Annotated in this window: 22 protein-coding genes; 11 read left to right on the top strand and 11 right to left on the bottom strand. The window is 65.9% G+C overall.

Annotated features, from left to right (window positions below):
* Positions 1-1,812, bottom strand: a complete 1,812-nt coding sequence (locus KF857_04710; GenBank protein ID MBX3111290.1) for an ABC transporter ATP-binding protein — start codon at positions 1,810-1,812, stop codon at positions 1-3.
* Between the two features lie 33 nt (positions 1,813-1,845).
* On the bottom strand, positions 1,846-3,129 hold the full coding sequence (locus tag KF857_04705) for an HlyC/CorC family transporter (protein ID MBX3111289.1): 1,284 nt from the start codon (positions 3,127-3,129) through the stop codon (positions 1,846-1,848).
* 110 nt (positions 3,130-3,239) lie between these two features.
* Here KF857_04705 and KF857_04700 point away from each other — a divergent pair, with 110 nt between their 5' ends.
* On the top strand, positions 3,240-4,154 hold the full coding sequence (locus KF857_04700; GenBank protein MBX3111288.1) for a dihydrodipicolinate synthase family protein: 915 nt from the start codon (positions 3,240-3,242) through the stop codon (positions 4,152-4,154).
* Here KF857_04700 and KF857_04695 read toward each other — a convergent pair.
* The 4 genes from KF857_04695 to KF857_04680 all read right to left on the bottom strand — a co-directional run bounded on the left by KF857_04695 (position 4,096) and on the right by KF857_04680 (position 8,122).
* Complete coding sequence (locus KF857_04695; protein ID MBX3111287.1) at positions 4,096-5,106, bottom strand: glycosyltransferase family 2 protein; 1,011 nt, start codon at positions 5,104-5,106, stop codon at positions 4,096-4,098. The two genes, KF857_04700 and KF857_04695, sit on opposite strands and share 59 nt — an antisense overlap.
* Before the next feature lie 78 nt (positions 5,107-5,184).
* Positions 5,185-6,114 (bottom strand): lactate/malate dehydrogenase family protein, encoded by a 930-nt coding sequence (locus tag KF857_04690; protein ID MBX3111286.1) that lies wholly within the window; start codon positions 6,112-6,114, stop codon positions 5,185-5,187.
* Positions 6,115-6,140: 26 nt separating this feature from the next.
* The gene (locus KF857_04685) at positions 6,141-6,845 is read right to left on the bottom strand and encodes a GNAT family N-acetyltransferase (GenBank protein ID MBX3111285.1); all 705 of its coding nucleotides are present in this window, start codon (positions 6,843-6,845) and stop codon (positions 6,141-6,143) included.
* A gap of 62 nt (positions 6,846-6,907) precedes the next feature.
* Positions 6,908-8,122, bottom strand: coding sequence for an alpha/beta hydrolase family protein (locus KF857_04680; protein ID MBX3111284.1), 1,215 nt, complete (start codon positions 8,120-8,122; stop codon positions 6,908-6,910).
* Here KF857_04680 and KF857_04675 point away from each other — a divergent pair.
* Genes KF857_04675 through KF857_04630 form a run of 10 tightly spaced genes read left to right on the top strand, consistent with a single transcriptional unit; the run spans position 8,091 to position 23,345 of the window.
* Complete coding sequence (locus tag KF857_04675; protein ID MBX3111283.1) at positions 8,091-10,076, top strand: hypothetical protein; 1,986 nt, start codon at positions 8,091-8,093, stop codon at positions 10,074-10,076. The genes KF857_04680 and KF857_04675 overlap by 32 nt on opposite strands.
* 50 nt (positions 10,077-10,126) lie before the next feature.
* The gene (locus KF857_04670) at positions 10,127-10,903 is read left to right on the top strand and encodes a DUF2807 domain-containing protein (protein ID MBX3111282.1); all 777 of its coding nucleotides are present in this window, start codon (positions 10,127-10,129) and stop codon (positions 10,901-10,903) included.
* A 28-nt stretch (positions 10,904-10,931) separates the two neighbouring features.
* The gene (locus KF857_04665) at positions 10,932-11,612 is read left to right on the top strand and encodes a rhomboid family intramembrane serine protease (protein ID MBX3111281.1); all 681 of its coding nucleotides are present in this window, start codon (positions 10,932-10,934) and stop codon (positions 11,610-11,612) included.
* A complete protein-coding gene (locus KF857_04660) occupies positions 11,605-13,425 on the top strand; it encodes a hypothetical protein (GenBank protein ID MBX3111280.1) in 1,821 nt (606 codons plus the stop codon). The genes KF857_04665 and KF857_04660 overlap by 8 nt, the downstream gene beginning before the upstream one ends.
* A 4-nt stretch (positions 13,426-13,429) precedes the next feature.
* Positions 13,430-14,497: a polysaccharide pyruvyl transferase CsaB gene (csaB, locus tag KF857_04655; GenBank protein MBX3111279.1), complete on the top strand. Its 1,068-nt coding sequence runs from the start codon at positions 13,430-13,432 to the stop codon at positions 14,495-14,497.
* Positions 14,487-17,030 (top strand): hypothetical protein, encoded by a 2,544-nt coding sequence (locus KF857_04650; protein ID MBX3111278.1) that lies wholly within the window; start codon positions 14,487-14,489, stop codon positions 17,028-17,030. Before csaB ends, KF857_04650 begins: the two co-directional genes overlap by 11 nt.
* A 33-nt stretch (positions 17,031-17,063) precedes the next feature.
* On the top strand, positions 17,064-18,371 hold the full coding sequence (locus KF857_04645) for a carboxypeptidase regulatory-like domain-containing protein (GenBank protein ID MBX3111277.1): 1,308 nt from the start codon (positions 17,064-17,066) through the stop codon (positions 18,369-18,371).
* Between the two features lie 15 nt (positions 18,372-18,386).
* A complete protein-coding gene (locus tag KF857_04640; GenBank protein ID MBX3111276.1) occupies positions 18,387-21,080 on the top strand; it encodes a hypothetical protein in 2,694 nt (897 codons plus the stop codon).
* A complete protein-coding gene (locus KF857_04635; protein ID MBX3111275.1) occupies positions 21,077-21,955 on the top strand; it encodes a carboxypeptidase regulatory-like domain-containing protein in 879 nt (292 codons plus the stop codon). The genes KF857_04640 and KF857_04635 overlap by 4 nt, the downstream gene beginning before the upstream one ends.
* Positions 21,939-23,345, top strand: coding sequence for a hypothetical protein (locus tag KF857_04630; GenBank protein ID MBX3111274.1), 1,407 nt, complete (start codon positions 21,939-21,941; stop codon positions 23,343-23,345). The genes KF857_04635 and KF857_04630 overlap by 17 nt, the downstream gene beginning before the upstream one ends.
* Here the strand turns inward: KF857_04630 and KF857_04625 are convergent.
* Genes KF857_04625 through purS form a run of 5 tightly spaced genes read right to left on the bottom strand, consistent with a single transcriptional unit; the run spans position 23,342 to position 26,911 of the window.
* The gene (locus KF857_04625; GenBank protein MBX3111273.1) at positions 23,342-23,902 is read right to left on the bottom strand and encodes an HD domain-containing protein; all 561 of its coding nucleotides are present in this window, start codon (positions 23,900-23,902) and stop codon (positions 23,342-23,344) included. The two genes, KF857_04630 and KF857_04625, sit on opposite strands and share 4 nt — an antisense overlap.
* Before the next feature lie 22 nt (positions 23,903-23,924).
* Positions 23,925-25,106, bottom strand: coding sequence for an ATP-binding protein (locus KF857_04620; GenBank protein ID MBX3111272.1), 1,182 nt, complete (start codon positions 25,104-25,106; stop codon positions 23,925-23,927).
* Positions 25,107-25,152: 46 nt separating this feature from the next.
* Complete coding sequence (locus KF857_04615) at positions 25,153-25,956, bottom strand: C40 family peptidase (protein ID MBX3111271.1); 804 nt, start codon at positions 25,954-25,956, stop codon at positions 25,153-25,155.
* 38 nt (positions 25,957-25,994) lie between these two features.
* On the bottom strand, positions 25,995-26,681 hold the full coding sequence (purQ, locus tag KF857_04610; GenBank protein ID MBX3111270.1) for a phosphoribosylformylglycinamidine synthase subunit PurQ: 687 nt from the start codon (positions 26,679-26,681) through the stop codon (positions 25,995-25,997).
* Entirely contained in the window at positions 26,678-26,911 is a 234-nt protein-coding gene (gene purS, locus KF857_04605) for a phosphoribosylformylglycinamidine synthase subunit PurS (GenBank protein ID MBX3111269.1), read from the bottom strand. The genes purQ and purS overlap by 4 nt, the downstream gene beginning before the upstream one ends.
* Positions 26,912-26,972 lie beyond the last annotated feature (61 nt).

The following is a 26,972-nucleotide window of genomic DNA, read 5'->3' as shown; positions in this document are numbered from 1 at the left end:
CTAATTGAGGGCGGCGGCGAACTGCTGCCGGTACATCCGGGCGTAAAGGCCGTCGTCATCCATGATCAAGTCGGCGTGCTTCCCGGTGGCGGTCACGACGCCGCCTTCCAGGACCACGATCCGGTCGGCCTTGATGATCGTGGACAGGCGGTGGGCGATGACAAAGCTCGTCCGCCCCTTCAGAAGCCGGTCCAGCGCCTCCTGCACGAGCGCCTCGGTCTGGGAGTCGAGGGAGCTCGTCGCCTCGTCGAGGATAAGGACACGGGGGTCGGCGAGCAGGGCACGGGCCATCGACATCCTCTGCTTCTCGCCCTGGGAGAGCGAGACGCCCTTCTCGCCCAACCGCGTGTAGTAGCCGTCCGAGAGGTTTTCGATCGTCTTGTGGATGTTGGCCGCCTTCGCCGCTTCGACCACTTGGTCAAAAGTCGCGTCGGGGCGCCCGTAGCGCAAATTTTCGAGGACGGTCGTGTTGAAAAGCGCGCTGTCCTGGATCACATAACCGACTTGTTCGCGGTAGCTCCGCACCTGGATGTCACGCAAGTCGTGGCCGTCGACCAAGATCCGTCCGCCAGTCGGGTCGAAGTGGCGCATCAGCAGGTTGGCGAGCGTCGTTTTGCCCGACCCGCTGAAACCGACGAAGGCGATCATCTCGCCGGGGCGCACGTCCAAATCAATGCCCTTCAAGACTGGCGTGTCCGGCAGGTATTCAAACCAGACGCCCTGCACCTGGACATGCCCCTCTACCTCGGGCATCGCCTTCGCCCCCTCCTTGTCGCTGACCTTGTTCACCGTGTCTAGGGTGCGGAATATCCGGTAGACCGCCGCCTGCGCCCGTGAGATGGGGTCGAGCACCAGCAGGAACCTGACGATCGGCCCGTAGACGTAGTGCACCGAGTAAAGCAAGAACATGACCAGCGTCCCCGCCTTCATTTCGCCGCGAAGGCACATCATGCCGCCGTAGTAGAGCACGAGGGCCTGCCCGACACCGCCGAGGGCCTCGGCAAAGGTCCACATCCGCGCGCCCATCTTGCTCATGTCCAGGTTAAGCCCCATCAGCCCACGGGTCAGGGAGTAAAAGCTGCGGACTTCCCACTTCTCCCGGCCGAACCCCTTGACGACTTGGATGCCGGTCAACTTCTCCTGCATGTCGCCGTACATCTCGTCGCGCGTCCGGCGGATGTCGTCGCTCTTCCGGTTCAAGGGCTTCATCGTCCAGGCGATGTTGAGGATGTAGACCGGGGTGGCGACGAGGCTCAGCAAGGCGAGCTTCCAGGAGATTGAAAAGAGGACGACAAGGACGATGGCCAGCTGCACGGCGTCGCTGGCCATCGTGTTGAGGTTGCCCGTGATGAGGTTCTGCACCGTGCTCGGGTCGTTCATCACGTTACTGACCAATTTGCCGGTCGGGTTCTTGTCAAAGTAGGCGATCGGCAAGCTCTGCATGTGGTCGTAGAGCTTCTCCCTGACGGCGAGAAGGAACGACCAAGAGAGGCGCTGGGTGGTGAAGCCGACCGCGTAACTCAGCAAGCCGGCGATGGTCGCAAACGCCAGGATGTAAACGAAATAGAGGACGGTGTCGACACGCTCGCCGCCCTGGAGCTTGTTGACAATGTCGCCCAGGATGACCGGGGGCAGAAACCCGAACCCGGCCTGGAGCATCGTGAGGAACAGGACGAGGACTTGGAGCCGCCAGAACGGGCTGAGCTCCTTGGCCAACCGCTTGGCGACCACCCAGACACTGTCATATTGCGACGACCCCTCGGGCACGCGCCGCCGCTCGCGCCGCTTCCGGATCATCGCGGCCTCACGCATGCGCGCGAGGCTACCAGCACCGGTGGCGCGGACCTACTCCATCGGCCGGCGATGCCGCAGATAGACCCCGACGCGGACGATTCGGTTGCGGGTCATTTGCTCGACACGTAACTTGCCGACGCCGGTTTCGACCGCGTCTCCCAGCCGTGGCATCCGCTGCACCGTGTCGATCACCATCTGCGCAAGGGTTTCCGTCGAAGCTCCGTCGGAGTCCATTTCGAGGAAGTCAAGCAGCTCGTCGTATCTCACGTCGCCGCGGGCGCTCAGGCGCACCTGACTGGTCTGTTCGACGGGGGCCCGCTCGCTCTCCAAGGTGTCCTCCAGGTCGCCGAAGACCTCTTCGACGACGTCCTCCAGGGTGAGCAAACCGCTGGTGCCGCCGTATTCGTCCTGGACGATCAGGATCTGGGTCTTCGACTCGCGCATCTGGACCACCGCCCGGTCGAGGGTGAGGTTCTCCGGCACAAAGACCGCCGGCCGCGCCACGGCGCGCAAGTCCATCGCGCCCGACGCCATCGCCTTGAGCACGTCTTGGATATACACGATCCCCACCACCTCGTCGATGTCCCCGTCGCAGACTGGGATGCGCGAGTGGGGGATCGCGGCCAGAGCCTCCACCAATTGGTCAGGCGGGGTGGTGACGTCCAGCCACTTGACGTCCAGACGGTGGGCCATCACGTCGTTGGCGTCCAGCCGGTCCAGGCGCAACGTCTTGCTCAGGAACTCGGCCTGGTTCTCGTCGAAGGCCCCCTCTTCCTGGCCGGCCTGGACGATCAAAGCCAACTCGTCGCGGGAGACGCGGTCGGCGTCTCCCGACCCGGCCAGACCGAAGACCCGCAACACCATCGTCCCCGAGGCATGGAAGAGCCACACCACCGGCTTCATGACCAAGACGACCAGTTGCAACGGGCGGACCAACCACCGGGCCGACCGCTCCGGGTCGCGAAGGACGAAGTACTTCGGCACAAGCTCGCCAAAGACGACGAGGGGATAGGAGACGAGGACGATCGACAGGATCTTGACCACCGAGGTCGGTGCGACGGGGCCGATCAGGTCGACAAGACCCTCGGTGACCGGCGGCTCGACAAACGCGCCGAGGGCGATGCCCACGAAGGTGATCCCCGTCTGGATGCCGGCGACGTAGGTGGATTTGTGCTCCAGGGCCGCCAAGACCCGTTTGGCTCCGGCGTCGCCTTTCTTGGCCTGCGCCTCCAGACGGCTTTTGCGGGCCCCGACGACGGCATACTCCGCGGCGACGAAGAAGGCGCTCGCGAGCACCAGGGCCAAGGTGGCCAGGGCAAGGACCAAGGGGCTCATCGCCGTGGCCTGGCCCGGCGCTTCGGGGCCTGTCCGTCGGCACTACTACTGGCAGTGTCGTCCAAGTCGAATTGGATTCTAGCAGAACCGTCCCGTGCCATCATCGACCCATGTTCTTGGAGCCAGGCGTCTATCCCGCCTCGGTCACCCCGCTGACGGACGACGACAAGGTCGACGAGGAGTCGCTTGCCCGGCTACTGGCCAAGTTTGAGGCAGAGGGGTGTCGAGGCGTCGTGCTGGCCGGCACGAACGGCGAAGGGCCGTCGCTCTCGGCCGTCGAGAAGCGCGACCTTGTCCGCCTCGGCGTCGCGTGCCGAGGCAAGCTCAAGGTGGTCTTGGGGGTGGCGACGCCGAGCCTCGACGAAGCAAAGTGGCTCGCCACTCAGGCGGGCAAGGCCGGTGCTGACGGAATCCTTGTCATGCCACCCGCGTACTTTCGATGGGTCGACACGGAGGGGATCGTCGCCTGGTTCAAGGCCCTTGCCGACGCCTCGCCGCTCCCCCTCTTGGCCTACAACTTTCCCAAGGCGACGGGGATCCCGTTGACGGCAGCGACAATGGGGAGGCTGCTGGAGCACCCCAACATCGCCGGTCTCAAGGACTCGAGCGGCGAGGAAGGCAACATCGCCGCCTACCGACAGGCCGCCGGGCCCGACAAGGTCTTGTTTGTCGGAGACGAGTCGCTCCTGGTGCCCGCCATGGAGGCAGGGTGGACCGGCACGATCTCCGGCGCGGCCAACACGGTGGCCCCGTGGCTTGTCCGGACCGTCGCCGAGCCCGACCAGCGCGCCGTCTTGCGCGACCTGCTCGACCCCGTCATCGCCGCCCTGCGCGGCTCGCCCCAGCCGCCGACCAACAAAGCCTTGCTCCACTGGCTCGGGGCCATCAGTTCACCGCGGGCCCGGCTCCCCCTGACGACCCTCGACCCCGTCGAAGTGAAGTCCGTCCTCAGCGGACGCCTGGGCCTCAAGCCAGGTCAAGTTTCAGCGGCGCCAAGCCACGGATCTCGCGGTCAAGACGCCTGAAGTCGGTCGAGACCCCGGCCGCGTGGGGGTTGGCCGACCAGAAATGGTCTCGGACGACACGACGGGGCAAGAAAAGCCCAAGGGCCCTCTTCAACCCACGGAGACGCGACGGCCCGTGGCCCAACATGGGTTGTCCCAGCCGCCACGCCCGACCCCGACACCCCAGCAGGGCGTAGACGGCGAACAAGTTCTGGGCGTTCGCGGCCAACCCTTCCTCGACGGCGCCGCTGCCCGGACGGGCCCGCCGCCAGTCGGACGCGTGGGCAAGGAGCGCCTCGCGTAGCCGCACCTCCTCCAGCATTTGGCGCTCGCTGACCGTGAACGAGTTGTTTTCGTGCATCCGCCAATAGGTCAGGCGTTCGGGCACGCAGACTGCCGGGCCTCGCCAACTGGCCTCCAACAGGGCGACATGGTCGCCCGAATAACGGCATGAAGTCTCGAAGCGGAGCCCCTTCCGTCGAAACACGACCCCGCTGGCGAGCACCCGGTTCTCGTTCAAGAGACAGGGCAGCAGGTCTTGCCTCGGCGTCGTCGGCCAGCCGGCGTGGACGTCCTCCCCCTCGTCGGGACAACCCTTGTCGTCGGCCTTCCAACCGAGGACATAGCTGAACGTCGCCTCGGGCGAAGTCTCCAAGGCCGCCACTTGCTTAGCCAGTTTCTCGGGGTGCCAAAAGTCATCGGAGTTCATCACCGCGACAAGCGGCCCCGACGACATTTCCAAGCATTTTTGCTGGGTAGCGTAGGTGCCCAGGTTGGCGTCGTTGACCGCGACCCGGATGCGGGGGTCTCGGGCGGCGTAGCTCCGTGCGGTCGCCACGCTGTCGTCCGCGCTACCGTCGTCGATCAACTGGAGGTCCCAGTCGGTAAAGGTCTGGGCAAGGACGCTGTCCAAGCACGCCGTCAAGAACCGGCCGTGGTTGTAACTCGGCACAATCACGCTGACCGTCGCCATCTTGCCCCTCCCAGAAATGTTACGCCTGGCAACCACGAGAGTTACCAGGCGCGTGTCAGGGATGTCTCAAGACGACCGTCACGAACCCTGGACTTGCTTCCAGGTGGCCTTGAGCGCTTCGGCGCTCTTGAGCAGGCCCTCCTTCTCCGCCGCGCTGACGGCGGGCTCCAAGACCTTGACGGCTCCGGCCCGGCCGACAAACGTGGGCAGGCTGAGGGAGATGTCACTGATCCCCATGACGCCGGTCTGGGCCGACGACACGGGAAGGAGCTTGTGGTTGTCGAGGGCGATGGCCTCGACGACCTCCTTGATCGACACGCCGACCGCCCGGCCCGCGCCGCCCTTCTGGGCGATGACCGTCGCGCCTGACTTCTTGGTGGCGTCGAACAGCTGGTCGGCGAGCTCCTGGGTGAAGCCCGGCAGCGAGGCGAGGGGCACGCCGTTGATCGTCGCCGACGACCAGATGGGGACCATCGAGTCGCCGTGCTCGCCCAAGATCACCGCCTTCACGTCGGCCGCACCGACCTTGAAGTGGTCGGCGAGCAACGAACGGAACCGGCTCGTGTCGAGGACGGTGCCCAGGCCGAGGACCTTTGACGCCTCCCAAGTGCCGTCGGCGACGGTCATGTGGGTGAGGATGTCGACGGGGTTGCTGACGACCAAAATGGTCGCGCCCGAGGCCAGTTTGACCTTCTTCAACTCGTCCAAGATGCCCTTGAACAGGCCGACGTTGCGGTTGATGAGGTCGAGGCGGCTCTCGTCGGGCTTGCGGCGCAGGCCCGCGGTGATGACGACGCAGTCGCTACCCGCGCAGGCCTCGTAGCTACCGCTCGTGAACGTCTGGTTCGCGATCAGACTGGCGCCGTGACGAAGGTCGAGGGCCTCGCCCGCGGCCAAGTCCTGGTTGACGTCGACCAAGGCGATCTCGTTGATCAGGCCGCCGAGTTGAAGGGCGTACGCGGCGTCGCTGCCGACCCGGCCGCCACCGCCGATAATGCTGACTTTCATGGTGGGTGGCCCGAGTATACGTAAGCCTAAATGACGGGCCAGGGCACGGTCCGGGGATAGGTGTAGGCCTCGATCCGTCCGCTCGGCTCAAATCCCCGCCGTTGGTACCAGGGCACGAGCTCGGCGGCGCATTGGAGCACGACCGGACGGCCCGCCTCGGCGGCCATGAACTTGACGAACTCGACCGCGTCGGTGCCGTGGCCCGCTTCGCGCACGTCGCTGCGGACGCATAGGTTGTAGAGCCCGAACGCCCGCGCCGAGACCGACACCATCACCGCCGAGGCGACCCCGGCGCGGTCCCGCCAACCGAACAACCGGTGGGACGAGCCCGCTGTCGCGGCCGCGATTCGCGCCCGTCCTTCGTCCCCCGTCCGGCTAAAGAACTGGTCCGCCATGAACCGCGCGGTCTCCCGCCGGTCGAAAGGAGACCGGGCCTCGTCCAGGTGGTGGACCAGCCGGAGCGGCGGGGCCGGGCAGGTCATCTGCACCATCGCCTGGCGCCGCTCGAACCCATGGGCTTCCAGCCGGGCGGGCAGGTCGTCAGGCGAGTCGCCGGTCATCGCGAAGGCCCAGAAGCCGACGGTCTCCGACGCATAGCGGGCCAACCATGACAGGTGGCGGTCAATGTCCTTGTCCAAGTCAAACCCCGCCGCGAAATTGCAAAACGAGAGGTCGGTGGGCCCGGAAATGAGGGTGTACGGCTCCCGAAACCGGAGGACGGCCTCGGTCATGGACGACGCGAGGCCCAGGTAGGTCGCCAGGATGTTTTCCCGCGCAGCCTGATCAAGATCGACTAAAAGACCACGCTCCATACCAAAGCCGGTGCCGCACGGCGCGGCATTGCCACCACCCCTAATGATAGACCCTGGTTCACCCTTCGGCCCAAATAAATCGAGAGGCCCTTGGGGGCAAGCATGACGGTGGCGAAGGCGTCGGAGTTCACGTTGGACCGCCAGACGTCGAGGCCGACGCCGACTTGGAGGCCGCGGGCCGTGTCCGCCATCATCGCCAGGCGGACGGTCGGGGAGTAAAACTTCGTCGGTGCGGTGAACGACTTGTTGCTGAACGACGCCTCACAAAACCGGGCGACGGTGTCTATGAGCCGCCTTTGGACGAGAAACCCCCCATAATGTCCGGTTTCAAGAACCAAGACCTGCACATTGCCGAGGTGGTCGATCAGGGCTTGGCTCGTGTCAGGGGGAATGACGGTGTCTTGTCGTGCCCGGACGACAAAGGTCGGCCTCGTGTCGTCCTTTTTGAGAAAGGTGAGTGGCTCGACGGGGACGAGTTCCTGGCGGAGCTTGTCCTCGGTGTAGCCCAGGCGGCGGAGCGCCTCGCGCTGCTGGACGACCCTCGAACTCGACCACAAGACGCCGGCGAGGTCCGCACCGCCCAGCATAAAGGCTCCGGCCCGGAACCGTGGTTCAACGGCGTAGGCCAGTTCGGCCACCAGGGAACCCAGCGACGTGCCCGCAACGGCGACGGCACCCGGTTTGAACTCGTTCCGGGTCGCGATCCAGTCGACGGTGCGCCGGACGTCCAAGACCGCCTGGGCCATGGTCTGCCTCAGCTTGGCGGGGTCGGGCTGGACCGCCAGTTCACCCGACTTCATCCCCCGGGGCGTCCTGCTCAAGTGGTAGGGCAACGGCATCAGCACGCTGGCCATGCCTCGGACGGCCAACCGCTCGGCCATCTCGACCTCGACCATGTTGTCGGTCGCGCCCCAAAAGTGGAGGAGGATGACGACCGGGACCGGCCCCGTCCGCTCGGTCGGCATAATGACGCGGAGCTTGACGGTGTCGTTCTCCGGCACGCCTGAGGCCACGACGCTGGGGAAGCTCGTCGTGAACTCCTCGGTGAATTCTCCTGTCGAAACCTGGCGAAGGACGCCAAACTCGACGGGGGGTACCGGCCCGTCGACCGGCGGAGGTTCCTGGCCGTAGGCCAGGCCTGAGACTACACTCAGCACTAACGCGATGACGACCCTGACGAGCTTGCTGTTTGGCATGGCTGCCCTCCAAACGGCGTCCAGTTTAGACAATGCTCTTGACGCCGCGCTTGGAAGCGCCGGCCTCGACCGGGCGTCGACTCGTGTCGAGACCTCGGCGGTCGACCTGTTCCGCGCGTCCGACTACGTCCCCCCGACCGTCACCGTCGCGCGCCAAAACGTTTGGCGGTGGCCCGCGATGTCCGCGGCATACCGCCAGCCGCTTCTCTCGACCGCCCATCAACCGGAGGCGACGCTCGCCGCCGCCGGACGCCTCGCCGGGCTCGGGGTGCGGCGCGACTTGGTGAAGGACGCCATCGAGACCGCCGAGGGCCGGGCCCTGCGACCCCAGGCCCTGCAGATCGCCCTCGAAAGGATGCGCCAACGCGGCGCGTTTGGCGACAAAGTCCCCTCGGTGGCCAACGTGCCGGGGGAAGTCCAACGGGCCGCCGCCCTGGTGCTGGAAGTCGCCCTCGACACGGTGGCCCTGCGCCAAGCGGCGTTCGCCGGCGTGACCGACATTGACCTGGAGATGAAGCGGGCCCGGCCCGACGGCCTTGCGAGCGACCCGCTGGAGTACCGCCGCGCCCTGGAGACGGCCGACAAAATCGACTTGGCGTACCTCCTCGCCGCGAGCCAAGACCTCGCCCGGGCCGTCGAGCACGCCGGCCAGATCATCGACGCGGTTCCCGACACCGCCGCCTACGAATGGCGGGTCACTACGGCGTGGGGTGACATCGTCCTGACGGGCGGCGGAAAGACCGTCCACAGTGACCGACCCGTCTTGCTGGCCGTCGACACCGGCGGCGACGACACCTACGTCAACCTCCCCGCCAACAAGAACGCGGCGAATTGGCTCAGCGTCGTCATCGACAGCAGGGGCAGTGACAAGTACCTCTCGGAGCCCGACGGAGCGGACAAGCAGGTCAAGAGCCGTCCCGACCGGGCCGGTGGACGGTTCGTCGGCGGTTGCGCCTCGGCGTCGTTCGGGATCACCATCCTGAGCGACCTGCACGGCGACGACCTCTACCGCAGCGTCCGTCCCGCGTTCGGCTCAGCGTCCGACGGCGTGGCGTTGCTGGTGGACGCCGAGGGGGACGACACTTACGACGCGTACGCGGGCTCCGAGGGGTTCGCGACGTTTGGCTTCGGCATCCTGGAAGACTTGTCCGGCAAGGACACCTACCGCGTGTTCAACCAGGGCCAAGGATGCGGGCTCACCAACGGGCTCGGACTCTTGCTCGACCGCAAGGGCCAAGACACCTACGTCGCCGAAGACGAGCCGCGCGATTTTCCCGCCGCGCCTGACCAGACCCATAACGCCAGCTTTGCCCAAGGGGCCGGGGTCGGCCTGCGGATGGACGTCGTCAACGGCAAGAGCCTGGGCGGTGGTGTCGGGGTGCTTCTCGACACCGAAGGAGACGACCAGTACTTTTGCGGGGTCTATGGCCAGGGAGTGGGCTACTGGGAGGGTTGCGGACTCTTGTGGGACCTCGCCGGAGACGACACCTACGCGGCCCAAAGGTACGCCCAAGGCGCGTCGACCCAGTTCGGCCTGGGCAGCCTCGAAGACCTCCGTGGCAACGACGTCTACACACTGGCCGGCGGGCAGGGCCTGGGATTCGGCCAAGACTTTGGTGTCGGCGTCATGCTCGACAGTGGCGGCGCTGACAAGCGGTCAACCGGTACAGAGGCCCTCGGTTTCGGCGCATTGAACGGCGTCGGTTGGGCGGCCGACTTGGACGGCGACGACGTCTACGAAGCCAAGGGACGGGCCCTCGGCGACATCACCGAAGCTCCGGGAAACTCGCTTCGTGCCCCGTTCATGACCCTCGGGGCCTTCCTTGACCTTGCCGGGCGAGACACCTACCCCGCCGCGGTGGCCTGGGCCAAGAACTCCCAACGTTCGGTCCAGCTGCGTCGGCGGGGCGGAGACCCGTCGGAGACACAAACTGGGATCTATTACGACCGGTGACGCAACCATCCCCCACTCTGGTCGGGTAGACCAAGGACGGGAGGATAGAGTTGAACAGAACACTTCTCGCCACGTCCGCCTTCGCCGCATTGGCCGCCGCCGGTTGTTCGGTGCTCGGCCATAGCCTGCTCGAAGAGACCCGTGCCACGGGACCAGTGGTGTCCAAAGAGGCTGCCGCCGGCGAGTTTGACAAAGTCTTGATCCAGGGTCCGTTTCAGGTGGACTTCACCGTCGGCCCCGCCACAACCCCCAAGCTCGACGCCCAGAGAGAGGTCGTCGACGCCACCGAGATCAGGAACGAGCGAGGGATGCTGACCGTCCGGTTGACGAAAAACGTCAGCACCGACAAGCCGATCAAGCTGACCATCTCGTCGCCGAACCTGACTTCCCTTGAGATCGGTGGGGCATGCTCGTTCAAGGTCACCGGTTCGGTCGCGGGGCCCCTGGCCGCCCATGTCGGCGGAGCCAGCAACCTGGAAGTCTCGGGGGGACTCACCACCCTCGAAGTCTCCGGGGCGTCGAGGGCGTTGGCCAAAGGCGTCAAAGGCGCTTCGCTGTCGATCGAAGGAAGCGGCGCTTCGAACATCACCGTCGTCGCCGACGTCGACCGTGTGTCGATCAAGGCAAGCGGAGCGACCCAGGTCAAGCCCGGCGTCAGTGCGAAGCAGGCCACCGTCGAAGCGAGTGGGGCCTCCTCTGTGCGGCTGGCCGTGGCCGAAAGCCTGGTCGCTGATGCAAACGGCGCCTCCAACATCCGCTACAGCGGCCCGGCCGAGCACGTGAAGGCCGAAGCAAAGGGCGCTTCCTCCGTCCAGCGCGGGGACTAGGGCAAAGCGGGGTAAAAGTGCGGGGTCGATGGCGTCCCTTCCGACGACTCCGCCACAGCGGCTCCTTCCCATCCTCACTTGGACGCTGATCGGCCTCAACATCTTGGTCTACGTGTGGGACCGAGGTGGCAACGTCTTGGGCACCAGCACCGTCCTCACCGACTTGGCGATGCGGCCCCAGGAGATCGTCTTCGTCTTCCAAGGTAAGGGTGAGACACTGGCCTTAGGCAAGGTCTTCACCAGCATGTTCCTGCACGGGAACCTGGCCCACCTCCTCGGCAACCTGCTCTTCCTCAACACCTTCGGACCGAGCGTCGAACGCGCCCTTAGCGGCCCGCGGTTCGCCCTGTACTACCTCTTCTGGGGGGTTGTGGCGGCCGCCGCCCACGTCTTCGTCAATCCCGCGTCCGACGTCCCGACCCTGGGGGCCTCGGGGGCGATCGGCGGCGTCCTCGGCGCGTTCTTCATCTTGTTCCCGGCAAGCAAGATCGAGGTCTTCCTCTACATCACGACCGAGGCGGTGCCGGCTTGGCTGCTTCTTGGCGCATGGTTCGTGTGGCAGATACTCTTCCCCCAGCAGGGGGTCGCCAACTGGGCGCATGTCGGCGGCTTCATGGCCGGCATGGCGACGGTCCTGCTCCTTGGCGGCCGCAAGGGCATCCTCAAGGAGCGGCCTTTCGCTGACGAAGACGACACCCCCGATGAATGACCGACCCGTCCCCAAGTGGGTGTGGGCCAGCTTGGTGCTCACCGCCCTGGCCAGCCTCCTCACCATCGTCCCCCGCTTCATGGCCGAGCGCGAGAACCGGGCCGTCGGCCTGGCCATGGAGGCCGAGAACATCCGGCAGCTTGGCTTGGCCGACGGCAAGTCGTATGCCGAGTCGCTGGCCTATCTGGCCGACCATGGCCTGACCGCCGTGGTGATGAGTGACGACGTCCTGGGTGACGAAGTCGGCCTCGGGGGCATGCAGGTGCGCGAGCAGGGCGGTTCGACGACGGTCGTCTGCCCCGACGCCGAGTCTGCGTCCCGTGTCCTCGGGGCTGCCCGGGCCAGGTTTCACACCGGCTCCGCCGCTCCGGGCCAGGCCGTCGTCCTCCAAAGTGTCGACCCGACCGCCCTCAAGTCGTTGTCCATTGGGATCGACCCGGACGCCGCCGCCAAGGTGCGCGGGGCCGGACTCAAGATCATCGCCCGACACGCGAACCTTCCCGGCATCAACGGGGAGTACCTCGACTACCTCTTGGCCACCTCACGCGAACGAGGGGCGGTCGGCTACCTCCCGGTGGGCGACTCAGTCCTGGGCTACCGGGGGCTCAGCCTTCACCTTGGCGACAAGCTCAAGGAGTTGGGGATGCAGTACTGCGCCCCGGAGTTCGCCAAGATCGCCGGCGACTCGAAGATGGTGGAGAAATTCCCCGACATCACCGTCCGCCTCCACACTGCGCAACAGGCTGAGACCAACCTGCTGTCGCCAGGGGCGGTGGTCGAACGGTACGCAAAGGCCTACAAAGAGCGCGGGATGCGTTGGCTCCTCCTGCGGCCGACGACCCTGGCCTCTCCCCAACCGCTCCGCGATGCGGCGTTGATGCTCAACGACATCAAGAAGGCCCTCGTCAAAGAAGGCGGTCAGGTCAGGGCCCCCAGGCCGTTCACCGAGCCCAAGACGGACCGGCTTGCCTTTGTCTTGGTCGGACTTTTCGCCGCGCCGTTTGTCGCGTACACCGGGTCCCGGCTCCTGTCCCCCAAGCTCCTCGTGCCGTTCCTTGTCCTCGCGGCCCTCGCGGGTGCCGCCTGTTATGTCGAAGCCGGCCGTCCGTACGTCGCCCTGGCCGCGGCGACGACGGCGCCATTGCTCGGGTTCCTGTGGCTGAGCAAGTCTGAGGCCCCGTGGTGGCGCCTCTACCTGGTGGTTTCGGCGGTGACCCTCGTGGGTGGCTTGGTCGTGGCAAGCCAACTGGTCGGCCTCAAGTACATGGTCCAAGCCGAGCAGTTCACCGGCATCAAGGTCGCCGTGTTCCTCCCTGTCCTCGCCGTAGGCGCCCTCTTGGCCGACCAGGTGTTCGGCGTCAAGGAGATTTTCGGGCAACCGGTCAAATGGGGCACCCTCGTCACCGGCCTGGTGTTCCTTGCCGCCATGGCGTTTATGATCTCGCGCACGGGCAACGACAACCCTGCCGGGGTCTCCGGGCTCGAACTGAAGCTCCGCTCGATGCTGGACTTCATCTTTTCGACCCGGCCACGGACGAAGGAGTTTGCGGTGGGGCACCCCGCCATGGTTCTGGGCCTCATGCTCTGGACGAGGCGGAAGGAGCTCCCCGGTCTGCAGGGCTGGGCCGCGATGCTCCTCACCGTCGGCGCGGTCGGCCAGACCAGCGTGGTCAACACGCTCTGCCACGCCCATTCCCCCGTCCAGCTGGCGCTGCAACGCATCGTGACGGGCCACGTGCTCGGGTGTATACTCGGCCTCTGTTTGTGGGGGGCGGCCAGTCGGTTCATCAAGCGGCCGGCGAAGTCGGCCTAGATCCATGCCAAGACTCTTGCTTGCCGGTTACTTTGGGTCCGGAAACCTGGGCGACGACGCCATTCTCATGGGGTTTGTCCATGGTTTGCGGGATAAACCTTATGAAGTCCGCGTGATCGCCGGCAGCCCCGAGCGCCTGATGCGCAACTATGGTTTGGTCGGCGTCCCCAAAGTCGATTTCGGCGCGATCAAAGACGCGGTCGAGCAGAGCGACGCCCTGGTCTTTCCCGGCGGCAGCATCTTCCAGGACGTCACCAGCACCAAGAGCGTCATCTACTACGCGAAACTGGTCGATATGGCCAAGAAGGCCAAGAAAAAAGTGATCTTTTTGGGCCAAGGTGTCGGCCCTCTCAAGGGCTTCATCGGCAAGCGGTGCGCCGGCGGGGCGTTCAACGCCGCCGACGTCGTGGCCGTCCGCGACCCCGCGAGCCTGACGACGCTCAAATCCATCGGCTACAAGGGGACACCCCGGGTCACCGCCGACATGGCCTTCCTTCTCCCGAAGCCGGAGATGCCCGCCGACGGCACCTCGTTCGGGGTCGCCAACATGAAGACTGTCGGCGTCAACTGCCGTCCTGTGGCCGGTGACAAAAACATCGTCAACATCTTCGGCGAACTTGTCCGCATGCTCTACAACGCCGGTTACGTCCCCGTCATGCTGCCGATGGACGAGGTCGAGGACCGAAAGCTCCTCGACGACATCGCCAAAGCCCACGGGGGGAAGGTGCCCGAGTTGAAGGGCATCACGACGCCCCGGCAGTTGCAGGAGCGGGTGATGCGGATGGAAGGGGTCGTCGCCATGCGCCTCCATGCCGGTGTCCTTGCCGCGACCGTCGACGTGCCCGCCTACATGGTGAGCTACGACCCCAAAGTCGCCGCTTTCTCGAACCTGATGGGCTACCCAGCCCCTCCATCAGTGCAGGGGATCACCGCCCAGAGGATCTTCGATGGCTTCCAGACCTTCATCAAGGACCGGGAAAGGCTGGCCGCGTCGCTGGAACGACGCCGGGCCGAGTTGGCGGCCTCGGCCCGAAGCAACATCGACATCTTGGACGCGTGCTTTGGGAAGTAGGGCGCTCTTCGTGGTCGTCGCGGCCCTCCTCGCCGCCGGAGCGCAGGGACAGGCCGACAAAAGATTTGAGAAGTGGTACCGCGAGCAGATCGCCAGCCGCATCCGGCTGTCGGGGTACCGCGACCTGGGTTACCACGTCGAGACCGTCACCGGTGACGGCGAGGCCTTCGACCAGACCAACTACGGCGGCCAAGGGGACCGGCGGTTCACCGACCGGGGCTTCGTCCGGGCCGTCGGCAACAAGGTACTTGGCCTCTTCGACTTCGATGTGAACCTGCAGGACAGCCGCTTTCAGGACCCCCAGGGCGAGAAGTTCACCGTCAACTATGACGCCGGCGCCTGGAGCTTCAGCGGAGGCGACATCCAGGGCCGGCTGCTCAACACCAACCGGTTCGCCCGGTTCAACAAGACGCTCCGCGGGCTCAGCGCGGGCTACCGCTCCGGCCCTCTCCAAGTGAAGGCCCTTCGGTCGCAGGCACGAGGCGAGGCCCGTACAGTCAGCATCGAGGGCAACAACACGCCCGGCCCCTACTTCCTGCAAAGCAGCCAGGTCGTGCGCGGGTCCGAATCCATCACCGTCGACGGCGTCACGATGGTGTACGGCGTCGACTACTGGATCGACTACGACCTGGGCGCGGTCACCTTTGAAAACCGGGCGACCGGGTCCAGCCGCCTGATCCCGCCCAGCAGCACCATCGTGGCGACCTACGAGTCGTTCGGGTTTGGCGGCCCGGCAGGCACGATCGAAGGGATCGGGGCCACGTACAGCTTCGGCAAGGGCGGCCGGGCGGGGACGCTGGGGGTCACGACGATGCGCCAGGTCACCGGTTCGTCAGGCCGGCTCTCGTCACGGCTGGAAAAGTTCCAAGGCTACGGGGCGCCGGGCACCCCCTACACGCTCCAGTTCACCCCTCTCCCGGGCCAACCCCTGACGGTCAGAATCGACGGAGTCTTGCAGGCCGAGGGGGTCGACTACTACTTCGACCCGGTCAACAAGGCCGTCTTCTACATCACCCGTTTCGTTCCTTCGACCAGCACGGTGGACGTGGTCTACACACCGACCCCCACCAACAACGTCCAAGGAGACCGGGAGGTCTTCGGCCTGGATTACCGCCTTCCCCTCGGCAAGGGCGGGGACCTCACCGTCAGCCAGGCGTTCGGCCGACTGACCAACACCACCTCGCCTCAAAGCGGACAGGCGCGTAGTGTCGAGGGGCGCTACGTCTCGGGCAAGTACACGTTCAGCGGCTCATGGCGGGACGTCGGCGACGACTTTGTCAGCATCGAGTCCACCGGGTTCAACCGCAACGAGAGGTCATACGACGCCGGCGTCGAGTACAAGCCGGACCAGTGGCGCAGTTTCACGTTCAACACGTCGAACAACAGCATCGCCGTCCGGTCGGTGAACGGGGCGCAGACCACCGTCAACCGCACCAGGTTCACTCGGAACGAGTTCAGCCACACCCTGACCGCTGACCAGACCAAGGCATGGCCCCTCACGTTTTCAGTGGTCGACACCAAGAGTGCCACGTCGGCAGGGGAGACGACGGTGGACACCGCGTCGGTGTCCACACGCCGGACGTTCGGCAAGTTGTCGTCCAGCCTCGGCATCGACTCCAGCCGGATCAGCGGGGTCAGCTCCGGTTCGGTGGACAGTGTCTCCCTCCGAAGCACTTACCTCGCTTCAAAGGTGCTCCAAACCAGCCTCGACCTCGCTCTGAGCAACGTCCGGTCGGGTGACGAGTCGGGTACGGGGCGCAGCGTCAACTTCCGGGCCCGGTACTTCCCCAACTCCGACTTCAACGTTTCCCTGACCTACACCGACGCGGACAACGGCGGGGTCAGCGCCCTGAGCGGGTTCAGCGGCGGCTATGGCTACGGCTACGGGGGCAACGGGTTCAGCAACGGGGCGGACACGTCGATCGTGGGGGCCAGCTCTGGCCGCCGTCTGGCGGTCTCGGCGGACGCCCGCCTTTCCGACCGCTTGTCCGGCTCCGGGACGGCGAGCTACTACCGGACGTCGGGCTCGGTCTCAAGCAACTCGGAGACACGCCAAGTCGGCGGCATGCTGTCGTACGACATGGGCCAGGGCTTCCGGCTGGAGGCCAACGCCGACATCAGCCGTACCCAGTTCATCGACCTCCCCCAAACCTCGTCGAGCACGACCGCCGGGCTCTACCTGGACGGTTCCCCGCCGGGACGGTTCAGCTTCCGCGTAGGCGTCTACCGCCTTTTCACCGGGGGAGGCGGCCAGTTCGGCCAAGACAACGCGTCGTATGAGCTCGGGATGGCTTACCGCCTTGCCGACCGTCATGCCTTGATCTTCAACTGGAACAGTTCCCGCACCACAGGCTACTACCCCCAACTGGACACCGAGTCGTCGCTGACCTACCGGTACCAAATCTGGCGGTCGTTGGCCCTCAACGCCTCGTACCGCTTCCACGACGTGACGAACCTCGACCCCACCAACACGTCCGGCGCTTATCAGTCACGAGGCTTCCATGTTGAGCTTGCGTTCAACTTCGGTCAGTAACGCCACGTCGCTTGGCGCGTAGAATGGTTCACAATGTGCCGCCACAAAATCACCTTCGCTGTCGCCGCGGCCGGACTCTTGCTCCTGGCGGGCTGTGGAGGTTCAAGCGTCGTCAAGACCTCGGTCATCACCGGGACTGTCCTCGACCTCAACTTTCAGGCCGTCCGAGACGCCAAGGTTTGGACTGAGTTCGGCCAGACCACCACGTCGTCAGCTGGCTCATACGCCTTGACCAAGGTCGGCGACGGCGAGGTCCGTGTCTACGCCCGGGTCAACAAGGGGGGCACCTGGTACGCCGGGTCGACCTCCGTGCTGACCACCCCCGACGTCCAGTCGAACGGCAACATCATCGTCGCGCCGGAGGCGGTCATGGCCCGTGTCCAAGGCAACGTGCAGGACCGATCGGGCTACAACCTGGCCCACGCCTCGGTCTTCGCCTATTTCGGCGGCAGTAACAGCAAGCGGGTCTTCACCGACGAAGACGGCAACTTCGAGTTTGACGACCTGCCCGCCAACACGAGCATGAAGATCTCGGCGAGCGGCCGGACGTTCCGGTCGGACCAGGCGATCGTGAACCTCTCGGTCGGTGAGGTCCGCCAGCTTAACTTCATTCTCGACGACGCTGGTTCGCCCGACCTGACACCGCCGCAGAACATCACCGCCACCGCCTATACCTCCGAGCCGGTCGCGACGAGGGGGGCGTCCTCGACCGCGTTGGACTGGGTCAAGAACCATGTCGCCAAGCAACGCAAGGGGCGGACGGTCACGGTTTCTAAACGGGGGCGGCTCCGCAGCGACGTCAATGTCGAAGTCGAGTTGAACTGGGACGTCGACCAGTTCCCCGACCTCTTCGGCTACGGCGTCTACCGCTCGACTTCGGTCACCCAGTCGCCCACAAGCTGGGACTTCGTGTTCGACCCCCTGGGGGCGACCTACCTGGACGCGGGGCTCGAGCCGCTCAGCGACTACTACTACTCGCTGACCACGGCGTCGGCCTGGTTCCCCGACGACCCCTACGTGACCGAAAGCGACTTCAGCCCGGTCGTCGGGGCGCGGACTCTGGAACGTGTCTACACAAGCGGGTTTAACTTCAGCACCAACAAGTTCCAGTACACGGTCAACTCAGGGGCGACGAGCTACGTCGTCTACCTGTTCGACACCTTCCCGAGTGTCAACACGACGGCCAAGTGGCACAACGAGTCAAGCCCCAGCACGACCGGTTCGGTGACGTACACTGGCCCGGCCTTGCAGTCAGGCCGTACGTACTACTGGTTCGTGGAAGGGCGGGCCGACGGCGGGGCGAGTCGAACGATCAGCCAGATTGAAGCACTCCAACCCTAGAGGCCCCGATTGTTGATGAGACATCCGTTTGCCCGGGCGGCGTTCGCCGCCCTCGTCCTGTCGGCCAGCGCGCTCTGCCTGGCCGACCTGCGTGTCGAGGTGGGCGGTGGCCGGTCTCGCGACGACGTGTCCACCCTTGTCGAAGGCGCGGCGCGAATCTACAACCACAACCTTGCCGTGTTGAGCGCGGGCTCCCGGCGACTCCATCGGTCGGACGTCGTCTTCTCCCAGCCGGTACGCGCCTGGCTGACGGTCGGCGGTGAGCCGCTGCGCGGGAGGGCGACGGGTCGGGGCCGCGGCCGTGGCCCGATCACGCTTCAGTTCGAGACCTCCGGCTCCCGCGCGTTCCCCTCCGCTTACAAGGCGTTCCTTCAGTCGGTCTTCGCTGCGGCGACACCGACGCTCGACACCATCTTTGGTCAACCGCTGACTTCGGGCGTCGTCAAAGTCCAAAACTACGACGCCGACCTGCCCGACCGCGCCGCGGTGAGCGGCGGTGTCTTCGTCCCCAACGGGGCCGCGGGCATGGAGATCCATTTCCCGGTCTATCAAAACGACATCGCGGCGGCGGTCAATTTCATCCACACCTTGCTGCTGGCCTACACCGGCACGACGCCGTACCCCGGCGACGTCTACGAGGAGGGGTTTGTCCGCGCCGCCACCATGGCGGCTTGCCGGGTCCCTGGGGTCATCCCCAACAACCCGACCGCGCAGGACGTCGAATCCGTCCTGGACGGCCTCTACGACGCGTCCGCCGAGTACGACTGGTCGAACCAGCCTGGCCTGGGCGGCCCGGCGTTCATCGCGCCGAACCTGGTCTCCACCCCTCTCCCCGTCGGAGGGAGCACGGGCGGCGTTTATCTGTTGCGTTTCAAGATGGCCGGGACGGCGTGGGCGAAGGTGCTCGCCCAGTACCCGACGTTTATCGCCCGCTTCAACACCGACTATGCGACCGCCCCCGCCGCGTACCAAACCCCGGCCGCGGTGGCCGCGCTGGGCCAGCAAGTCATCGACGACCTGGCCGGGCACGCCGGCGCCACCGTGGAGGGCCGCTCTTTCGCGGACTGGACGCAGCGCCAGTGGATCCTCGACACCCGGCTCTCCCCTGGCCTCAAACTTGTCGCCGAGGCCGTCCCTGTCCCGCCCTCGGTGAGCGACGACTTCGGTGTCTTTGGCGTCATCCTCAACGCCTTCAAGGTGGACTCGGCCGGCAACGAAACCCTTCTTTCGGGACGGTGCTACCCCCTCTACTGGAGACCCGAGTTCACCCGGTTCTTCATGACCGCCCAGGACGACATCCTCCAGGTCGGCAACGGGTACGGCTCGGTCGTGCCTAACTTTGGGGCCGACCTCTTTGCCAACAGCCCGTACCGGGTCACCGTCGACCTTCCCTTTGGCGGCAAGGTGGCCCGAGTCGTCCTGCCGGCCGGGGCCGTCGCAACAGCAGACAGTCCGGTGGCCAAGAACGTCTACGGCACCATCACCGGCGTCCCGGCCGACGCGACGGTCTACAGTGTCGTCGTCGACTGGGTCGGGGGCTCCAACAGCGTCCAAGCCCAGAACCTCGCCTTTGGCATGACGATCGCCGACCCCAACTTCGAGAAGGCGCAGTCGGTCACCGTCAAGGTGTTCAAGATCGTCAGCGGGTCGGTCACCGAGCTCTTCAGCAGGGTCGTCAACAAGGGGTTCGGCCCCTTGGCCCTCGACCTGCGCACACCCGCCTGCGACGCCACTTTCACCCTGACCCGCGGGGCCAAGCAAGCTTTGGTCGGCCTCCCGCTTGAACCCTACCGCACCAACGCGGCCGACGTATTCGGCATGCCTGACTCCACCGCCCTCGTGGCCCGGTACAACCCGGTCTTGGCCCGGTACGACCTCTATCCCGACGAAGGCGAGGTACGCGCCGGGCTGGGCTTCTTCATCCGCCCGGCCACGGCCGGCTCCGTCACGGTCAAGGGTCTGATCAACCGCGAGACCCCGACGTCGGTGGCCCTCCGGCCCGGTTGGAACATGGTGACCTGCCCCGACGACGCCAGCCTCGGCACCGCCGACGTCCAGGTGACCCAGACCTCCCAATCCGTCGGCACATGGGCTCAGGCGGCAGGCACATTGCTCGGCAACACGTTCTTCAAGTGGACGCCTGACCCGGTCAACCCCGACCTCGGCACGTTTGTCCCCGCGACGACCTTCGACCCCGGGGTCGGCTACTTTGTCCGGGCCCTGGACGCCGACGGCGCCGTGCTTGTCTTCACCCCTAAGACCCGTGGCCGGGGCACCCGCGCCTTCCACCCCGGGACTGAGGCCACGTCCGGGGCGTGGCCGACCAAGTGGTCGGCCGACCTTGTCGCGACGTCGAGCGCGGGGAACTATTCCGTGTGCACGACGGCGGCCTCGGCGGCAGGTACTTTGGACGACAACCCCCGGTTCGACGACAAACTGCCACCGTCCCCCGGCGGGTTCCAGATGTCGGTCGAAAGCAACGGCGACTATTACCGCAAGCTGTGGCCCGCGTCCCGACGGTCTTTCACCCTCAAGCTGACCGGCCTCCGACCTGGCGTCCTCTGCACCCTCCGGGCCCCCAAGCTCGCGGGGGCCGTCGCCCTCAACGTCCAGCTTCCCGGTGGGCGGGTCCGGCCCCTCACACCATGGTCGGCGGTGACCTTCGCTTCATCGACCAGCACCCTCTTCCTGAAGGTGACGGCCAAGTGAGACACGGTGTCCTTCCCTGGTTCGTCCTTTTCGTCCTTCTTCTCGCCCTGGGGTGCGGGGGAGGTGGAGGAGGGGGTATCGCCACGCCGGACACGGTCAACTTGGTCGGCAACGTCGTCTGGATCGAGACCGGCGAAGGCACCAACCCGGCGTCCACCGTCCGATCCGGGTCGGTGTCGACGGCGGCCGGGGTCTCCGACGGGTTCTTCTCGTTGGACGTGCCCTCCGGCACAACTTCCGTGACCGTCACCTACACACCTGCCTCGGGACCACCGGTCGTCCAGACTTTCACCTTCGCTGCCGCCGTCTCGGACACTGACCTGGGTGAACTCTTCATCGGCCCCAGCACGGTGACCGTCCGTGGCCGCGCCGTCGATTCCTCCACGGGGTCGCCCGTCGCGGCGGCGTCTGTCTCCTTGGCGGGAAGGAACGCCGTCTCCGGTGCCGACGGCTCGTTCAACCTCACCGGTGTCGCGTACTCCAACACTGTCCAGTCGATCTTTCACTCGCTCCAAGGCACCGTCGGCAAAACGGGTTACTTCAACCAGTTCTTCGCCCCGACGGCCGCGGCGGTGGGCGGGGTCGTCGACGTCGGCGACGTCAGCCTGACACCCCAGGGCAGCGACGACACCCCTCCTCCGCCTGGCAACGTCTCGGTGACGGTCACCCCGACCGGAGGCGGAGCGACCGTGCAGGCGTTGGTCGGGGCGACCGTGGTCCGCACCGCCACCTCCGACGGGAACGGACTGGCCCGGCTGTGGCTTCCCGCCGGCAGCTACACGATCAAGGCCACGCTGGGAGGCAAGAGTGGGTCGGCCCCCCTTGTCCTGACCGCGTCAAACCAGACTGCCAACGTCAATGTCACCCTTCAGTAACCGGTCAGTCCGCTTCGCCGCCGGAGCCGCCGTCATGGCGGGGGCGGCGTGGGCTTGCTGGTGGGGCACGGTCAGACTGTTCTCCGTCGACCCCTTTGCGGACTTCCGTCCCGCCAACACGCCGGAGCAAGGCATTGAACTAGGGGCGTTTCAGCTCCGAAGTTTTATCGGGGGGAGGTTGGTCGCCTACGCGTCCGTGAAGGAAGCCACCGCGCGCCGTGACCGTTCGATCCTCGACCTCGTCGGGCTCACCGACGGAAAGTTGACGTCTGATTCCGGTGATGTCTACAATTTCTCGGCGACGACTGCCACATATGGGACGTTCAACAAGTCGCTGACCGCCGAGTCGGGCGCCCGGATATGGAACGAGCACCTCGACCTTGGGGTACCCCGGTTCAGCTACGACGGCACGAGTCGGGTCCTCCGTGTGGACGGAGCCGTCAGTGGCCGGCTCGAAGACGGGGCCATGGTGGCGGCCGGCGTCACCCTCGACCTCGCCAAGCAAGAACTCCTCGTCAACACCTTTGATTGGCAGGGCCAGGCCGCTGCCAGCGGTCAGGGCCGGCAGGAATGGAAGATCAAGGGCGAGAAGTCGCACCTCACCAACGACCTTTGGACCAGCCAGAACGCCCGCGCCGAGTCGTCCGACACGATCGCCTATGGGAAGTCCCTTTCCCTCGACCGTAAGAACGACGTCCTGACCATCACAGGTGACGTCCGCTACTACGGCACGGACGCCAACATGACCTGTGACAAGGTGACCATCTACCGCAAGGAAGGCCGGTCGGTCCTCGAGGGCAACGTCCACATGTTGGTCAAGCCGGAGACCGACAACAAGCCGGTCGAGGTCCAGATACCGCCCCTCGCCCCCGTCGTCCCTGAGTCCATCAGCCAGAGCCGCCCCCCGGCACCCGCCACTGATGCCGGGAAGTCCCAGGAAGACGCCGTCCGCGACCGGGAGAACTTGCGCCAATACCCCGCCGCGGTCGTCGCCGACCGCATCGAGTATTGGTACAAGAAGGGCAGCCGGCGGGCGGTCATCACCGGCAACCCCCAGGCCCGCCAAGAGCTTCCCGGCAACCACTGGCGCATGGTCTGGGCCAATGAGGCGTTCTACGACGGCGAAAAGGACCGGCTCAAACTCGTCAGCCGCGAGGGCAAGAAGGACGCCCGGATCAAGAACAGCCTGGGCGACGACCTTCAGTGCGTCGATGTGCTCGTCTCGACCAAGAAGGGCGACGACATGATGGAGGCGTCGGAACCAGAAGGGGTCGTCACCGTGCGCGACGACGAGACGCCCGAGAAGCCCGGTGGCGGGTCGGGAGGCGGGACAACCGGAGGGGCACCACCCTCGGTCACCGGACCGATCGGCGGCGGGCGGCGCGGCTAAGCAAGTCCGGCCAGGCCCAGAGCCTCGGCGTCGCCCTGCATCGCCGCCAGTACGTTGGCGATGTGCTCTTCCAGCGGGAGGCCGACCAGTTCCGCCCCGCGGGCCACATCGTCGCGGCTTACACCGGCGGCAAAGGCGGGTGTCTTCAGTTTCTTCACGACACTTTTCACCTCGACCTCATGGACACTGCGACTGGGCCTCACGTAGGTGACCGCCGTCACAAACCCACTCAGCTCGTCACAAGCGAAGAGATGGCGCTCCAGGGAAGACTCCGGTTCGACGCCGGTCTTCTGCGGATAATGCGCGGCGACGGCCCGGACGACCGCCGGGTCAACCTCCATGGATTCCAGCAACTTGATCCCCCACAGCGGGTGCTCGTCGGGGTGCTGTTCGTAGTCGAAATCATGGAGGAGCCCCGCCAGCCCCCACTGCTCCACGTCGGCGCCGAGTCGGGTGGCGTACCAGCGCAAGCAACACTCCACGCCCAACATGTGCCGCCGGAGCGAATCGCTGGGGGTGTGCTGGCACATCAGCTCATAGGCGGCGGCGCGGTCCATCTTCGTCAGTCTATCCGGCGGGTCAGGTCCGCCACAGTGCCGACAAGGGCAACGCCCACAAGCCGTCGCCTCCGGCCTGGGCCGTGTCGCCCAGATAGAAGACCACCCCCCGGGCCAAGGCCTGCCCGGCGATGGCCTGAAAGAACCGCAGGGCCTGGAAGTCGGCTGGCGCCACCGCCTTGTCGGCGACCACTGACACGCCGACGCACTTGCCCCCGGGCCCCTGGACCACCACCGGCAAGGCGTATTGGCGTGCGGAGCGAAAGTGCGAGACGGTATGCCCCGCCCCAAGCCAGGCACATTGTTTCACCAATTCCATGCAGACAAAATTGGACAAAAAGGCCTCCTGCTGGCCCGGAGCGAGGTAGTCGGCGACACCAGAGTCCACCAGGGCGAGCCTCGGCGACTTGGCGACCCTCGCCTCACCTCCCGACCATGCGGGGATCGAGCGCACCAGATATACGGCCTCCAGCAGAGAGAGGTACCGGTTGACGGTGGAGGGCGGGATCGCGGTCACCCGGGAGAGCGACGTCACGTTGACCACGGCATACGGCTCGGTGGCCACCGCCCGCAAGAGCCGCGGCAACTGGACGACGCCGTCCACGCGGGCCAGGTCGCGCACGTCACGCTCCACCAGGGCGCGGACATAAGACGAGAACCATGCCTCACGGCGTGCGGCACCTTCCCGCTGGGCCGGCTCGGGAAACCCGCCCCGGTTCAGGCGGTCGCGCCAGTCGACGGCAGGGTCAATGGGTTCGGGCGGTTCGTCGGAAAACGCCCACGGGACAAAACCCTCGCGCCGGCCTTCTACTTCCCCCTGCGAGAGGGGCCAGAGGTCGATGGTCTCCATCCGGCCCGCCAGACTTTCGGCCAGCTTGGGAAGGAGCAGCAGGTTCGCCGAACCGGTGACGAGGAACTTTCCCGGAGAGCGGTCCTTGTCAACCAGCGACTTGAGGGCGCGGAACACACCGGGGGCGCGTTGGACTTCGTCGATCAGGGCGCCTCGGGCATGGCTGGCCACGAAAGCGGCCGGGCGGGTGCGGGCCAGGTCAAGGGCGACGTCGTCGTCCAGGGTCACGTACGGCTCGGGTCGCACCGCCTGGGCCAAGGTCGTCTTGCCACACTGCCGGGGGCCGACCAAGGCGACGACTGGCGTGTCGGCAAGCGCCTCACGGACGCGTGTTTCGGCGAACCGCTCGATCACGGAGGAATATTACCCACAGCGTGGTGGATTTTCCACCAATTATAGGTTACTTGCCTGCTTTGTCCCGCCGGGCGGCGACGAGGATCTTGCGCCACTTCTCTTCCCGCAGGTCGTCGGTCGCGACCCCGTGGTGCGTCCCGCTGCTGTGGATGAAGTAGGCGCCACCGTCCGGGAAGAATCCGAGGAAGATGCCGGTGTGCCCGACCTTGCCGCGCTTGGACTCCCAGAAGGACAGCCGGTCGCCTGGTTGCAAGTCTTCAAATCGTTCGACCGGCGTGCCGACCCGCGACTGCTCGTCGGCGGTGCGCGGCAGGTCGACCCCGATCTTGCCGAACAGCTTCATCACGAAGCCGCTGCAGTCGATGCCGTTCTTGAGGTCGGTGCCGCCCCAAACGTACTTGGTGCCGATGTAGTTGAAACTGTAGTTGAGCATCGCCTGCTTGAGCTGGGCGTCTTGGCCGTTGCCCGTGCGGACAGGCGAGCCACTCCGGCTCGGCAAGCTGCCCCCCCGCTGGGGAGTCGCGGCGGCGGTGACGTCATACGGTAGCTGGGCGACACGGTCAGAAAGGATGTAGCCCGTGCTCCCGTCCGACATCACGACCGCAAGCCACTCCTGGTTGTCGGTCGGGTTGACGACCAGGTACTGGTACAGCTTGGTGCTCGACAGGGTCCGCGATTTGATGTTGCGGTTGCGGAAGATCCTCGTGGCGTCGACGACCTGGCCCAAGCGTCCGATGACCTTGACATTCGGGTCGGGCTTGGCTTGCTGGGCGGCGGTGGCGTCTTGGGCAAAGGCCGGCACCGTGGCGGCCGCCATCACCAAGAACCCGAGGGCGCGTCGGATCTCCATAGGCGTCACGTACATTATAGGTCGTTTTCGAGGCGGCGTTAGTTCAGTGCCAACGTCCGAAAGGCCGCCAAAACCGCCAGACCGTCGTCAGAACCCAGTAGTTTTCGCGTCGCCCGCTCGGGGTGGGGCATCATGCCAAGGACGTTTCCGGCCGGGTTGACGACGCCGGCGATGGCGTTGGTGGCCCCGTTGGGGTTCCACTGGTCGGCCACCTCTCCCTCCGGCGAAACATAGCGGAACGCCACGAGGCCCTCGCCTTCCAGTCGGGCCAGGGTCTCGGCGTCGGCGACGTACCGGCCCTCCATATGGGCGATGGGTACACGGATGACGCCGTCGACACGCTCTGTCCACGGGCTTGTGCGGTTCACCGCCTTCAGATAGCAGTCCTGGCCCAAGAATTTTTGGTTGACGTTCTGCATCAGGGCGCCGGGCAAGATGTGTGCCTCGCACAGAATCTGGAAGCCGTTGCAGATACCGGCGACGGGCCGGCCCTCGCGGGCGAACCGCCGCACCTCGTCCATCACCGGGGCCGTCGCCGCCATCGCGCCGCATCGCAGGTAGTCACCGTAGGTGAAGCCGCCGGGCACAAACACCGCGTCGAACCCGGCCAGCGAGGTGGAGTCGTGCCACACGTACTCGGCCGCGACGCCGACGTCCTCGCGCAACGACCAAAGGGCGTCTTGGTCGCAGTTGCTGCCGGGGAACTGGACGACGGCGACCTTCAATTCAGGACCTCGTAGGTGTAGTCCTCGATCACCGGGTTCGCGAGAAGCTTCGCGCACATCGCTTTGACCCGCTCCTCGTCGAACTTCTCCATCTTCAGGGTGATCGTCTTGCCGATCCGGGCGTCGGCGACTTCGTCGAACTGCAACTTGTGCAGCGCACCGGTCACCGTCCGGCCGGCTGAGTCCAAAAGCGACGGCTTGAGGTTGACGAAGACTCGGACTGTGACCATATCTGCGATTGTGGCAGTAGTGGTCGGCCCTCGTGGCCGGGCCAACCCAAAGGACCGGCCC

This window comes from Fimbriimonadaceae bacterium, from assembly GCA_019638795.1.
Lineage (GTDB): Bacteria > Armatimonadota > Fimbriimonadia > Fimbriimonadales > Fimbriimonadaceae > JAHBTB01.
This window is presented reverse-complemented; position numbering and strand designations above follow the sequence as displayed.

Coding starts and splice junctions, on each gene's coding strand:
- KF857_04710 (MBX3111290.1), bottom strand. CDS start 1,812: ATGCGTGAGGCCGCGATGATCCGGAAGCGGCGCGAGCGGCGGCGCGTG.
- KF857_04705 (MBX3111289.1), bottom strand. CDS start 3,129: ATGAGCCCCTTGGTCCTTGCCCTGGCCACCTTGGCCCTGGTGCTCGCG.
- KF857_04700 (MBX3111288.1), top strand. CDS start 3,240: ATGTTCTTGGAGCCAGGCGTCTATCCCGCCTCGGTCACCCCGCTGACG.
- KF857_04695 (MBX3111287.1), bottom strand. CDS start 5,106: ATGGCGACGGTCAGCGTGATTGTGCCGAGTTACAACCACGGCCGGTTC.
- KF857_04690 (MBX3111286.1), bottom strand. CDS start 6,114: ATGAAAGTCAGCATTATCGGCGGTGGCGGCCGGGTCGGCAGCGACGCC.
- KF857_04685 (MBX3111285.1), bottom strand. CDS start 6,845: ATGACCGAGGCCGTCCTCCGGTTTCGGGAGCCGTACACCCTCATTTCC.
- KF857_04675 (MBX3111283.1), top strand. CDS start 8,091: ATGACGACCCTGACGAGCTTGCTGTTTGGCATGGCTGCCCTCCAAACG.
- KF857_04680 (MBX3111284.1), bottom strand. CDS start 8,122: ATGCCAAACAGCAAGCTCGTCAGGGTCGTCATCGCGTTAGTGCTGAGT.
- KF857_04665 (MBX3111281.1), top strand. CDS start 10,932: ATGGCGTCCCTTCCGACGACTCCGCCACAGCGGCTCCTTCCCATCCTC.
- KF857_04660 (MBX3111280.1), top strand. CDS start 11,605: ATGAATGACCGACCCGTCCCCAAGTGGGTGTGGGCCAGCTTGGTGCTC.
- csaB (MBX3111279.1), top strand. CDS start 13,430: ATGCCAAGACTCTTGCTTGCCGGTTACTTTGGGTCCGGAAACCTGGGC.
- KF857_04645 (MBX3111277.1), top strand. CDS start 17,064: ATGTGCCGCCACAAAATCACCTTCGCTGTCGCCGCGGCCGGACTCTTG.
- KF857_04640 (MBX3111276.1), top strand. CDS start 18,387: ATGAGACATCCGTTTGCCCGGGCGGCGTTCGCCGCCCTCGTCCTGTCG.
- KF857_04630 (MBX3111274.1), top strand. CDS start 21,939: ATGTCACCCTTCAGTAACCGGTCAGTCCGCTTCGCCGCCGGAGCCGCC.
- KF857_04625 (MBX3111273.1), bottom strand. CDS start 23,902: ATGGACCGCGCCGCCGCCTATGAGCTGATGTGCCAGCACACCCCCAGC.
- KF857_04615 (MBX3111271.1), bottom strand. CDS start 25,956: ATGGAGATCCGACGCGCCCTCGGGTTCTTGGTGATGGCGGCCGCCACG.
- purS (MBX3111269.1), bottom strand. CDS start 26,911: ATGGTCACAGTCCGAGTCTTCGTCAACCTCAAGCCGTCGCTTTTGGAC.